Raw genomic sequence first — 12,956 nt, forward strand, 5'->3', positions numbered from 1 at the left:
CTAAAATGTCTCCGTTAGATCAAGTCGTACAACCATCAGAAGATCAGTCTGAACTGACAATGACTGTTTTGATGACACCAGATATGGCCAATTTTTCAGGCAATGTACATGGTGGTGCGGTTTTAAAATTACTGGATCAAGTTGCCTATGCCTGTGCAAGCCGTTATTCGGGTAGCTATGTAGTGACCTTGTCGGTAGATAAAGTGACATTTAAAGAGCCAATTTATGTGGGTGAGTTGGTTACTTTCTTGGCAAGTGTGAACCATGTGGGGCGCACGTCAATGGAAATTGGCATTCGCGTAGAAGCACAAAATATTCGTAAGCGCACCAAACGTCATACCAATAGTTGTTTCTTTACCATGGTGGCTGTAGATGAAAATGGACAGCCACAACAAGTTCCGCCATTAAAATTAGATAATGATTGGAAGCGTTGTCGTTTTGAGGCAGCAGAACAGCGTAAACAATTGCGATTGCAGGAAAATCATCAAATTTCATGCAGTATCTATAAAGAAAGTGCGAAAAAAACAGCTGAATAAGCATTTGATCAATGCTTGCTATTCCTTGGGATAGGGAATAAAAATATAGAAAGCAAAATAGGGTTATATTGCTCTATTTGCAATAAAAAGACTGTGGGTAGCAACCACAGTCTTTTTTTATTTTAAATGTACCAATTAATGCTGCATTTGCATTTGTTGATGTTTGCTCACTTGTGTTGAGCTTGGTGCAGTTATGTTGTTGCCTTGCGTATTGGCTGTTGGTGCGATACTCGCATCTGTTGCAACAGTACTTTGAGGTTGTTCTTGGGTTGAAACAACGGTTGGTACATTACTTTGGTCTGAAGATAGGTTTGTGTTCGGTGTTGAATTGGTTGCAGCAAAAGTTGCCGCTGTTGCAGAAGTTAGTCCAGCAAGCATTAATAATTTAACAAGTTTCATTTTGGCATCCTTTAATGTATTCATTAATGTCTAAATCATAGGAAGATCAAGACAAGCGAAATAGTAAAATGACTTGGTAGTATCGGCAATCAATCTGACAATTTGTAACTCTGGGGTTACTTGTAAACTACGTGGCGCCATTTTTTGTTAAGGCTTAGTTGCACTATGTGACGATCTATAGTTCAATTGTGGAGAAATCTAGTGTTTTTAGCGGAGTTTTTACGGCCTAAATTTACATAACAGATACGTTCGGTTGGTCGTTATAGTTTAGTTTTGAGTGAAATTTACTCAATTAGATGGCTGCATTATGCTTTTGATAAAAAAATTGGAGTTCGATATTATGTGTACTAAATAAATAGCATTGAGTTACGTTGTCATGAAAGAGTTAGAAGTTATTGATTTAAAAGTGGGTGAAGGTAAAGAAGCAGTTAAAGGTGCCTTAATTACTACACATTATGTTGGATGGCTTGAAGATGGAACTAAATTTGACGCCTCGCTAGACCGTGGTAATTACTTTGAATGTGTGATTGGTACAGGGCGTGTGATTAAAGGTTGGGATCAGGGTATTATTGGGATGAGAGTTGGTGGGAAGCGCAAGTTAATTGTCCCTGCACATTTGGCTTATGGTGAACGCAAAATGGGTAAAATTATTCCTGCAAACTCAAACCTTATTTTTGAAATTGAATTGTTTGATGTGAAAACGCGTGATGAGTAAATATGTTTCATCATTGCTGAGTGAATGGTCAAGTTGAATACTGGTTGTTTCGGTGAGTATTTCAGTTTGGCTTGAGATTAAATCGGTGAATTGATTTTTTGTGTTCCTTATTTTGATTCATGCACCAAAATTGGTCAAAATTAAATGAGACTGCGACGCTTCAATTAATCGGTTTTTTCTTTGAATAATTTTTTAGATATGCGTGTTACCAAATGTATTGAAAATGATGCAGTGTCGATAACATGATGTGAAATATGAAGATAATTTTAATAAAAGGTGATAAAATGTAGTGCTATATTTATAGCATATACCTATGAATATTTTGTGGAGATTTTTTGCTTTTAAGCTTGTTTTCAGTTTAAGTCTCAAAAATGCGCACTATCATCGGTCTAAAGCAGCAATGGTTTGATTTCGTTGTAGAGATTTACAAAACCAATGGTGATATGAGATCAATCAATTAAGAAGTCAGATTGTAAACGGAACGCTTATGTTTAATCGTTTTATTGGTTCAGTACTTGCAACATGTGTCAGTGTTTCAGTTGCGAGTATGGCGCACACAGCATATGCTGCAACCGCGAAAAAGCCTAAAATTAATCCAACAGCCCTTACAGTTATTGGTTATCATGAAGTTACTCAAAACAGTAATGATGCCTTAATTCCAGAGTATGGGGTGGATACTGCCCATTTTGAAGAACAAGTTCGTTTTCTTCAAAAAAGCGGTTTTAACTTTATTAGCGTAGACCAACTCATTAAAGCGCATCAGGGAAAATATAAACTGCCTGAAAAGCCGGTTTTATTGACTGTAGATGATGGCTATGAGTCTTTTTATAGCAATGTTTATCCTTTTGCAAAAGCAAATAAAATTCCTGTTGTTTTAGCAATTGTTGGTTCTTGGGTTGATACACCAGCAAACAAACAAGTCCATTTTGGCGATGATTATATTGCGCGCAATAAAATTTTAACGTGGGCGCAAATTAAGGAAATGAGCCAAAGTGGCTATATTGAAATTGCGAGCCATAGTTACAATTTGCACCGTGGTATTTTAGGGAATCCACAAGGTAACTCAGAACCTGCGGCAACTACACGTTTGTATGATGCAAAAACCAAAACCTATGAAGGTGATGCGGCTTATGCAAAACGTATTTATGATGATTTAAAGAAAAATAGTGATGAAATTAAAGCACATGGTGTACCTGCACCACGCGTAATGGTTTGGCCGTATGGGCGTTATAATTTACAAACTGTGAATATTGCCAAGTCTTTAGGTATGCCAATCACGGTAAGCTTAGATGATGGTCCTGTTTACTTAAAAAAATCACTGAGTGCGATTAATCGTATCTTGGTTGAAAAAGATATGACCCTAAATAGTTTGGCGCGTGAAATTGAAGTTCGCGATAAAAACTTAGGTGATAATCATCGACCGCAAAAAATTATGCATGTCGATTTAGACTATATTTACGATCCAGACCCAGCACAGCAGGAACGTAATTTGGGTAACTTGCTTGATCGTATTCAACAAATGCATATCACAACGGTTTACTTACAAGCATTCTCTGACCCAGATGCAAATGGTTCAGCTGATATGGTGTATTTCCCAAACCGCTATTTACCAATGCGTTCAGATTTGTTCAACCGTGTTGCATGGCAAATTCAATCACGTACTTCGGTTACGCGTTTATATGCTTGGATGCCACTTTTAGCTTGGGAATTGCCAAAGAGTAATCCTGTGTCAAAAGATTTAGTGGTTACACAGCAGCCAAAAGATTCTGACCATTTAAACATGGGCTATATTCGTTTAAGTCCATTTTCAAAACCAGCACGCCGTGTTATTGCGGGAATTTACCAAGACTTAGCGAAGTCATCGACCTTTAATGGTATTTTATTCCATGATGATACAACGCTTTCAGATTACGAAGATAACAGTAGTTTTGCGCTCGCTGCTTATAAAAAAGCAGGATTATCAACGGATTTAGAAGAAGTACGTCATAATGATGCTGAGTTAGGTAAGTGGACTAAATTTAAAACCGATTATATTGATAACTTTGCGTTACAATTAGCGGGAGAAGTTCGTCAATATCAACCATTTTTAATGACTGCACGTAATTTATATGCGCAGGTTGCACTCAATCCGTATGCAGAAAATTGGTATGCTCAATCTTTGGAGCAGTCAATTAAACGCTATGACTTCACTGCAATTATGGCAATGCCATATATGGAACAAGCGTCAAATAAAGACAAGTTCTATGCTGATATTGTAAAACGTGTAAAACAATATCCAGATGGATTACATAAAACAGTGTTTGAGTTGCAAGCACAAAATTGGCGAACCAATCAGCCTGTAGATTCGCAAGAGCTTTCAGACACGATTAAATCGTTGTATAAGCAAGGTGCGATTCATGTGGGTTATTATCCAGATGATCCAATTAAAGGTTTGCCCGATGTAGACCTTATGCGTCAGGCATTTGATTCAAAGCCTGATCGTATCGTGCCATAGGAGTTTTTATGTCGGCATTGCAACACTTCTGGCATTCAGCCTTAGCCTTTGTTTTTTATTATCCGTTATTCATGTCGTATTTATGGATGATGGGCGCGTTGTTGTTCAATATGAAAGAACGCAAAGACCCGCCTTTTGATCAACCTAAAGCGTTGCCTGAATATCCAAAGGTTGCAGTTTTAGTGCCTTGTTTTAATGAAGGTGATAATGCCGATGAAACCATCAGCCATGCTTTAAAGCTGGATTATCCAGATTTTGAAGTGATAGCAATTAATGATGGAAGCTCTGATAACACTGCTGAAGTACTAGATCGACTTGCGGCGAAATATGAAAAGTTACGAGTCGTGCATTTAGCACAAAACCAAGGTAAAGCAATGGCTTTACAGGCAGGCAGTTTATTGACTGATGCCGAGTTTTTAATTGGTATTGATGGCGATGCACTGCTTGACCCACATGCAGCAAAGTGGATGATGCGACATTTTCTTCGCGATGAAACAATTGCTGCTGTGACAGGTAATCCACGTATTCGAACCCGTTCAACTTTGCTTGGGCGGATTCAAGTTGGTGAGTTTTCATCGATTGTGGGTATGATCAAACGTGCACAACGTGTGTTTGGTCGGTTGTTTACAGTTTCAGGTGTAGTTACAGCATTTCGTAAAACCGCAGTTCATGAAGTGGGCTATTGGTCTCCGAATATGCTTACAGAAGATATTGATATTACTTGGAAATTACAACGTGCAGGTTGGGATGTAGAGTTTGAGCCAAATGCATTGGTTTGGATTTTAATGCCAGAAACCTTAACGGGGTTGTATAAGCAGCGTTTACGTTGGGCAATGGGTGGCGCACAGGTCTTGATTAAAAACTTTGATGTGCTATTTCGCCCAAGTTTGAATTTTTTATGGCCATTAATGCTTGAGTTATGCCTTACATTAGTGTGGTCATATTTAATGCTTATTTTAGCTTTCATTTGGTTGGTGAATATACTGGTTCCAAACTCTTTCTTACCAGAAATGAGTTCACCATTTTTACCGTATGGCACAGGCATTTTATTGGGTGCGACCTGTTTATTCCAATTTATGATTAGTAAGTGGATGGATAGCCGTTACGAAAAAACCTTATTTAAAAACTATTATTGGATGATTTGGTATCCATTTGTTTTTTGGTTAATTACCGTAACAGCCAGCATCATTGCTTTTCCGAAAGTACTTGCCAGAGGCGATGATAAACGTGCCCGTTGGGTGAGCCCAGATCGTGGTATACGTTCAGATTCATAATTATAGGTATAAGTATGGGTACAAATTCGTTAATTATTGATTTAAGGTCGAAACTTCCTTGGCATAGGCGTTATATGACCACAACGACAACAGCACTGTTATGGGGCTGTTGGTTTTTGCTTTGGCGTCCAATTGTTGTGCTATATACCTTAATTGCCTACGACAAACCTTATGCGTTTCATAAGCTGTTCAATGCATTTTGGACAGGTTTGCAAATGGATATGATGACGCTTATTGCCTGTGCAGTGGTGTTGTGTTTATGGTGTAAGTTAATTCCTTCACATACAGTGAAACAGACACGACGCAAAGAAATAACAGATTATGCGCGTTATTTTGATATTCCTGAGCAAGAGATTGCTGAAGGGCGTAGCAAAAAAATTACCGTTGTTCATCATAATGAACAAGGTAAAATTGAGCATCTTGAATAGTCATTTGCGCTCACTTTAAGTTTACTTATTAAACAATCTAATAAATTGTAAGATTAGGTTGTGTTTTTTTATTTTTGACTGAATTGTACTTGCATCTACTAGGGTTCAGTCCTATTCTTTGCAAGTTTTTCATCTCCCCTAAGTCTACTGTATGGCCAAGTTAAACGCAGCAGAAAGTATCCGAGGATTGGCTTGTTTAGCTGTTGTATTCTCGCATTTATCACTAAGCTTTTATCCTTATTTACATCACTTTAATGCTGATGACCAAGCACATGGGAAATGGGACTATTTTGTTCATCATTCTCCATTTGCATTTTGGTATTCAGGTACGGCTGCTGTATTTGTATTTTTTGTTCTCAGTGGTTTTGTCCTGAGTTATGCGATTCTAAAACATACCAATATTCCTAAAAAAGTTGCGGAAATGTCATTGAAGCGTTATCCCCGCTTGGCAATTCCTGCCTTTTGGTCCTGTATCTTGGCTTGGGCGGCTTTATATTTTACTCATTTTAACAGTGATTTAATGAATGGCTGGTTTCAGTCTTATGCGACCCAAACTGTAACTTTAAAGCAAGCTGCATACGAGGGTAGTATAGGCGCATTTTTATTCGCTGAAAGTGGTAGTAATTGGGTGTTGTGGACGATGCAAATCGAACTTTTTGGCTCGATTTTATTGTTCGTATTATTACTGTTGTATCATTACCAAAAAATTGGTTTTTATATTGGTTCTTTAGTTTTGCCGCTACTTGGTTTTTATATTAATGAGCGATTTTTCTTGGGGCTATTGAGCTTTGTGATCGGCTGTTACATGTACTTATATGGTCGTAAAATTTCAGCACCTTTAGGCTGGTTGATGTTTGTATTTGGCTTATATTTGGCTGGTGCACACAATAGTAGTCATGCTTATCATTGGATTTACAAGCTGCTAGGTTGGCGAACATACGACTACTGTAATTTCTTTTCAGGCATTTTTATTGTCTATAGTATTTTACTTTGTGGTCGGGTTTCTCAGGTCTTTGATCGTCCGGCTTTGGTTTATTTGGGTAAATTATCGTTCTCGATTTATTTATTGCATATGATGCTACTTTATTTGGTTTGCATGCCTGTTTTTAATATGTTGATGGGTGTGCGGCTTGGTTATGATTTGTCAGTATTGTTGGCAGTGCTGATGTATTTGATGGCGATTTTTATCAGTGCAGCACTATATAGTCGTTATGTAGATGAATTTGCAGTCAAAGTGAGTAATCGATTTTCAAAGTTATTTATTCGCTAGTGCTATGTGTTTGATCTAAGTTGATTTGTTCTAAAAATGCAGCCTCAAATTAAATTGGGCTGCATTTTATATTTTTTCTGTTGGTTAAAATGAAAAATGACTGATCAGACTATTTACTTAAAAACTAATTTTGATCATTTTATTAAAAATAAAAATTAATTAAATCAATACCTTAAAATTTCATTAGAAATAATATCTACGACTTTAATCTACGTATTTTATAAATAAATACTGAGGATTCTTGCTAAGTATTGGATTTAAATGCTTTTCGGTTTTAATCTGAGTGTAAGAAACGAAGTGATCAATAAATAATCTTGATCGAATTTCATATCGACTGGTTTTAAGAACTAAAAAGGGAAGCCGCCATGACAACATATCAAACAGCAGTTGACGCTATTCGTGAATTAAAAGCAAAATTCGGCCATACATGGGCAGATATTAGTCCTGAAGATGCAGCACGTATGCAACTGCAAAATCGTTTCAAAACGGGGCTAGATATTGCAAAATATACTGCGGCAATTATGCGTCAAGATATGGCGGATTACGATGCAGACCACAGTAAATATACTCAATCGCTCGGCTGTTGGCATGGTTTTATTGCACAGCAAAAAATGATCGCCAATAAAAAATATTTTGGTACAACCAGTAAACGTTATATCTATTTGTCGGGTTGGATGGTTGCTGCATTGCGTTCTGAGTTTGGGCCGTTGCCAGACCAGTCAATGCATGAAAAAACTTCTGTACCTGCATTAATTGAAGAAATTTATACCTTCTTGCGCCAAGCTGATGCTAAAGAATTGAATGATTTATTCCGTAATTTAAATAAAGCGAAACAAGCTGGTGAAGCTGCAAAAGTTGCCGAAATTACAGCACAAATCGATAATTTTGAAACGCATGTTGTGCCAATTATTGCCGATATTGATGCAGGCTTTGGTAATGAGGAAGCAACTTATTTACTTGCGAAAAAGATGATTGAAGCAGGTGCCTGTGCATTACAAATTGAAAACCAAGTATCTGATGCTAAGCAATGTGGTCACCAAGCAGGCAAAGTGACCGTACCACATGCCGACTTTATTGCTAAAATTCATGCACTTCGTTACGCATTCTTAGAAATGGGTGTTGAAGAGGGTGTGATTGTGGCACGTACTGACTCAGAAGGGGCTGATTTAACGCAAAGTATTCCAGTGGTAAAAGAAGCAGGTGATATTGCATCGCAATACATCAGCTATTTAGATACCAAAGAGATTGACATTTCTGAAGCAAGTGATGATGAGATTTTAATTAAACGTGATGGTAAATTACATCGTCCAACTCGTTTGGCTTCAGGCTTATATCAGTTCCGTGAAGGTACTCAAATTGACCGTGTGGTATTGGATTGTATCACCAGTTTGCAAAATGGCGCGGACTTACTTTGGATTGAAACCCCAACACCAAATGTTAAAGAAATTGCACACATGGTGAACCGTGTGAAAGAAGTCGTGCCTAATGCCAAACTGGTTTATAACAATAGCCCATCATTTAACTGGACCTTAAACTTCCGTCAGCAAACGTATGACCGCTGGGCAGCAGAAGGTCAGGATGTCTCGGCATATGACCGTGCAAAATTGATGAGTGCCGAGTACGATGCTACAGAACTTGCAGCAGATGCTGACGAGAAAATTCGGACTTTCCAAGCCGATGCGGCACGTGAAGCGGGGGTATTCCATCACTTAATTACCTTACCAACCTACCATACTGCGGCGCTGTCTACTCATGAATTGGCACAAGGCTACTTTGGCGACCAAGGCATGTTGGCTTATGTTGCAGGCGTGCAGCGTAAAGAAATCCGTGGTGGAATTGCCTGTGTGAAACATCAGGCGATGGCAGGTTCGGATATTGGTGATGATCACAAAGAAATTTTTGCAGGTGAAAATGCACTCAAAGCTGGTGATGATTCTAAAAATACGATGAATCAATTTTCCGCACACTAAGTCAAGTTAAACTAAAAAATCACCCGATTCGGGTGATTTTTTTTGGATTTAATAACTCAATTTGATTGAGTTGTGAAGCGTCTTAAGTTATCAAATAAAAAATTCGATTATAAAATGCCACCTAACGATTGGCAGGCATCTTTATACAGTTGATATTGTTGACCAACCACTTCATCTAAAGGCATTTTAAACAGTTGATCGCCATTTTTATAGCTTTGAACATAATCTTCAGATTTTTGCTTGGCGATATTTAAGGTTTGTTCATGGTAGCTATTAATTGGACTGCTTGAACCTTGTTGTTCAATATTTTCACAATGAAATTGCTTTAAGAGTTGTTCAGATTTTTTAATTTCGTTTGATGTGCCAAAAAGGCAGCCTGTTAAAAAAAAGGTGCAACCTAGCAGAGCCAAGAATTTCATGTGAATGGTCGAAAGAAAAATGATTACAGAGGTTTTAATTTTACCATAAGGTATAGTGTGACATAGGGCACATTTTTATTTTTAGATCTATTTCTAAGCAAAAATTACAATTCAATACAAAGGGCGATGTAAGCCCTTTGTGTTTGAAAATCACTTATTGAAAGCGAGATAAATCTTCTTCTGGGCGCGCAGTTAAAACTTCTACGCCTGTTTCAGTGACTAAAATGGTGTGTTCATATTGCGCAGAAAGCTTATGGTCTTTGGTTACTACTGTCCATTTGTCGCCAAGGGTTTTGGTTTGCCAAACGCCAGCATTTACCATCGGTTCAATGGTAAAGGTCATGCCTGCTTCTAAACGCATACCGGTTTGCGCTGTGCCATAATGTAAGACTTGTGGCTCATCATGAAAAACAGTACCGATACCATGACCACAATATTCACGGACTACGCTAAAGCGTTCAGATTCAACATATTTTTGAATCGCAGCGCCGACATCGCCAATATATGCACCTGGTTTTACTACAGCAATTCCGCGGTACATGGCTTCTTGAGCAACTTTACATAAACGGTTGGCTAAAATTGAGGTTTCACCGCCAACCACATACATCATGTTGGTGTCACCGTGGTAACCATCTTTAATCACAGTGACATCAATATTTAAAATATCGCCATTTTTTAAAATTTTCGCTTCAGATGGAATGCCGTGGCACACCACATGGTTGACTGACGTGCAAATAGTGTGTTGAAAAGCAGGGCGACCAGGTGCACCACCGTAACCTAAGCAAGCGGGAATGGCATTTTGAATATTCACAATATAGTCGTGACAAATCGTGTCTAATTCTAAAGTGCTTACGCCAGCTTTGATATGCGGTTTAATCATATCTAAAATTTCTGCCGCCAAACGCCCTGCAATACGCATTTTTTCAATTTCATCTGGGGTTTTAATGAGTCGACGTGGCGCTTCGTAAGTACTGTTCATAAGACCTAAAAACTTTTGGTAATTTATATGCAACTATGGTATAAATATGCACCCATTTTATCAAATGCTTTTCGTGAATAATTTTAATTCATGATTGATTGTTAAAATGGTTATTTAAAAATCCGCACATATGTCGACACATTGCTCTGGGTGCCCTAAAGGGTGGAGGATGAGGACATATGGAGGCCTAACCCAAATATTAAGGTAATGAAAATGGCAGATTACAACGTAAGCATGCGCGACCTTCTTCAAGCTGGCGCACACTTCGGTCACCAAACTCGTTTTTGGAATCCAAAAATGCGTCAATACATCTTTGGCGCGCGTAACAAAATTCACATCATCAACCTTGAGCACACTGTTCCTGCGTTAAATGATGCTTTGAACTTCGCTAACCAATTAGCAAGCAAAAAGAACAAAGTTTTGTTCGTTGGTACAAAACGTGCTGCTTCTAGCATCATCCGTGAACAAGCGCAACGTGCTGGTCAACCATATGTAGACCACCGTTGGTTAGGTGGTATGTTGACGAACTGGAAAACACTTCGCCAATCTATCAACCGTTTAAAAGACCTTCAAACTCAATCTCAAGACGGTACTTTTGCTAAGCTGACTAAGCGTGAGGCATTAGAGCGTACCCGTGAGATGGAAAAACTTGAGCGTGCTTTAGGCGGCGTGAAAAACATGGGTGGCTTACCTGACGCATTGTTTGTAATCGACGTTGACCACGAAGCGATTGCAATCAAAGAAGCTAAAAACTTAGGTATTCCTGTAATCGGTATCGTTGATACAAACTCTAACCCAGACAATGTTGATTACATCATTCCTGGTAACGACGATGCGATTCGTGCAGTAACCCTTTATGCTTCTGCAATGGCGAATGCAATTCTTGCGGGTAAAGAGTACGCTCAAACTCAAGCAAATGCACAAGCTAAAGGCGAAGAAGCTGCTGCTTCTGAAGCTTAATGCGTTTTGACGCAAGCTTGTCATTCTTGCGACATGTAATGGTGGCAAATTAAGCGTCGAGAAAAAGCAAACGGCTCAGAGTTTCTTTGGGCCGTTTTTCTTAAAAGATTTTTTCTACCTTATTTGGAGAACAACATGACTGCAATTACTGCAAGCATGGTAAAAGAATTACGTGACCGTACTGGTCTTGCAATGATGGAATGTAAAAAAGCTTTGACAGAAGCGAATGGTGATATCGAACTTGCGATTGATAACCTTCGTAAATCTGGTCAAGCAAAAGCTGCTAAAAAAGCAGGTAACATTGCAGCAGACGGCGCAATCACAATTGCTCAAGAAGGCAACAAAGCAGTTTTACTTGAAGTAAACTGCCAAACTGACTTCGTTGCTAAAGATGATAACTTTGCAAACTTCTCTAAAGCAGTTGCGCAAGCAGTTTTGGCTTCTGGCGAAACTGATGCAGCTAAAATTGCTGAATTAAAATTAGAAGATGGTCAAACTGTTGAAGAAGCGCGTATTGCACTTGTTCAAAAAATCGGTGAAAACATCCAAGTTCGTCGTGCAACAATCGTTGAAGGCGAAAACTTGGCTGTTTACAAACACGGTTTAAAAATCGGTGTTGTGGTTTCTTTCGCAGGTGATGCTGAAACTGGTAAAGGTATTGCAATGCACGTTGCTGCGTTCAACCCAGTTGCGGTAACTGCTGAACAAGTTTCTGCAGACTTAATTGCTAAAGAGAAAGAAATTGCTGAAGCAAAAGCAATTGAATCTGGCAAGCCTGCTAACATCGTTGAAAAAATGGTGACTGGTTCTGTTGAAAAATACTTGAACGAAGTTGTTCTTGAGCGTCAAATGTACGTGATTGACAACGACAAGAAAGTTGCTGATGTATTAAAAGCGACTGCAACAACTGTAGCTCAATTCGTTCGTTTCGAAGTGGGTGAAGGTATTGAGAAAAAAGCAGAAATGAGCTTCGCTGAAGAAGTTGCTGCTGCTCAAGCCGCTGCGCAATAAGTTTTATTGTGTGGAAAAAAAGCTCCTTCGGGAGCTTTTTTTATGACTGAATTTTACGTTGTTTCTTGTCTGCCTTGCCAAGATGGAAAGGCTTTTTAAAGATAGGCATCCATACACCATAGCGGGCCAATCAGCAAAAATTGTAAATCCTTAAAGAAAGATGGTTTTTTACCTTCAATTTTATGCCCATAAAATTGTCCAATCCACGCGGCAATAAAAAGTGCAAAATAAAATCCGATGCCAAGCGGTAAACTATAAATAAGCCCTACCATGATTAACATTAATATGCCCATTGCAATGGCTAAAATGACATCTAATCGTGCATAAAAAATAAAGCTTAGAATGAGTAATAGTGCGGTGAGTAAGGTGCTAAGGTGAAATAGTATGCCGATGATTGAAAATAAAATAGCAGGAACACAAACCCAGTGGATTTTTTTATTGAGCGGATTTTGATGACTTTGGTTGTATTCATTAAACCATTCTTTGGTACTGTTCATGATA

At 38.5% G+C, this 12,956-nt stretch carries 13 protein-coding genes; 9 read left to right on the plus strand and 4 right to left on the minus strand.

Translation table 11 applies throughout. The features are described from left to right. Positions 1-5: 5 nt before the first annotated feature. Positions 6-536 carry an acyl-CoA thioesterase gene (locus FXN70_RS07880; protein WP_324646906.1) on the plus strand — a complete coding sequence of 177 codons (531 nt, stop codon included), beginning with the start codon at positions 6-8 and terminating at the stop codon, positions 534-536. 135 nt (positions 537-671) lie between these two features. Here the strand turns inward: FXN70_RS07880 and FXN70_RS07885 are convergent, their stop codons facing one another. Beyond that, entirely contained in the window at positions 672-935 is a 264-nt protein-coding gene (locus FXN70_RS07885; protein ID WP_324646907.1) for a hypothetical protein, read from the minus strand. A 376-nt stretch (positions 936-1,311) separates the two neighbouring features. Between FXN70_RS07885 and FXN70_RS07890 the strand changes: the two genes are divergently transcribed. The 6 genes from FXN70_RS07890 (at position 1,312) to FXN70_RS07915 (ending at position 9,086) form a co-directional block, all read left to right on the plus strand. Continuing rightward, a complete protein-coding gene (locus FXN70_RS07890) occupies positions 1,312-1,650 on the plus strand; it encodes an FKBP-type peptidyl-prolyl cis-trans isomerase (protein WP_324646908.1) in 339 nt (112 codons plus the stop codon). Positions 1,651-2,137: 487 nt separating this feature from the next. Continuing rightward, positions 2,138-4,144 carry a poly-beta-1,6-N-acetyl-D-glucosamine N-deacetylase PgaB gene (pgaB, locus tag FXN70_RS07895; RefSeq protein ID WP_420714387.1) on the plus strand — a complete coding sequence of 669 codons (2,007 nt, stop codon included), beginning with the start codon at positions 2,138-2,140 and terminating at the stop codon, positions 4,142-4,144. 8 nt (positions 4,145-4,152) lie between these two features. Continuing rightward, complete coding sequence (pgaC, locus tag FXN70_RS07900; protein WP_324646909.1) at positions 4,153-5,418, plus strand: poly-beta-1,6-N-acetyl-D-glucosamine synthase; 1,266 nt, start codon at positions 4,153-4,155, stop codon at positions 5,416-5,418. 14 nt (positions 5,419-5,432) lie between these two features. Next, the gene (pgaD, locus tag FXN70_RS07905; RefSeq protein WP_324646910.1) at positions 5,433-5,846 is read left to right on the plus strand and encodes a poly-beta-1,6-N-acetyl-D-glucosamine biosynthesis protein PgaD; all 414 of its coding nucleotides are present in this window, start codon (positions 5,433-5,435) and stop codon (positions 5,844-5,846) included. A 151-nt stretch (positions 5,847-5,997) separates the two neighbouring features. After that, on the plus strand, positions 5,998-7,116 hold the full coding sequence (locus FXN70_RS07910) for an acyltransferase (protein ID WP_324646911.1): 1,119 nt from the start codon (positions 5,998-6,000) through the stop codon (positions 7,114-7,116). Positions 7,117-7,481: 365 nt separating this feature from the next. After that, positions 7,482-9,086, plus strand: a complete 1,605-nt coding sequence (locus FXN70_RS07915; RefSeq protein ID WP_324646912.1) for an isocitrate lyase — start codon at positions 7,482-7,484, stop codon at positions 9,084-9,086. Positions 9,087-9,193: 107 nt separating this feature from the next. On the opposite strand, the gene FXN70_RS07920 is transcribed toward FXN70_RS07915, so the two are convergent. Both FXN70_RS07920 and map read right to left on the minus strand, forming a co-directional pair. Beyond that, the gene (locus tag FXN70_RS07920) at positions 9,194-9,505 is read right to left on the minus strand and encodes a hypothetical protein (RefSeq protein WP_324646913.1); all 312 of its coding nucleotides are present in this window, start codon (positions 9,503-9,505) and stop codon (positions 9,194-9,196) included. Between the two features lie 154 nt (positions 9,506-9,659). Beyond that, positions 9,660-10,484: a type I methionyl aminopeptidase gene (gene map / locus FXN70_RS07925; protein ID WP_324646914.1), complete on the minus strand. Its 825-nt coding sequence runs from the start codon at positions 10,482-10,484 to the stop codon at positions 9,660-9,662. Between the two features lie 213 nt (positions 10,485-10,697). Between map and rpsB the strand changes: the two genes are divergently transcribed. Then, positions 10,698-11,444: a 30S ribosomal protein S2 gene (rpsB, locus tag FXN70_RS07930; protein ID WP_324646915.1), complete on the plus strand. Its 747-nt coding sequence runs from the start codon at positions 10,698-10,700 to the stop codon at positions 11,442-11,444. Positions 11,445-11,579: 135 nt separating this feature from the next. Then, complete coding sequence (gene tsf, locus FXN70_RS07935) at positions 11,580-12,455, plus strand: translation elongation factor Ts (protein WP_324646916.1); 876 nt, start codon at positions 11,580-11,582, stop codon at positions 12,453-12,455. Between the two features lie 95 nt (positions 12,456-12,550). On the opposite strand, the gene FXN70_RS07940 is transcribed toward tsf, so the two are convergent. Continuing rightward, the gene (locus FXN70_RS07940; protein WP_324646917.1) at positions 12,551-12,952 is read right to left on the minus strand and encodes a DUF962 domain-containing protein; all 402 of its coding nucleotides are present in this window, start codon (positions 12,950-12,952) and stop codon (positions 12,551-12,553) included. Positions 12,953-12,956: the final 4 nt, after the last annotated feature.

Origin of the sequence: Acinetobacter sp. MD2 (assembly GCF_035615575.1) — a bacterium.
Lineage (GTDB): Bacteria > Pseudomonadota > Gammaproteobacteria > Pseudomonadales > Moraxellaceae > Acinetobacter.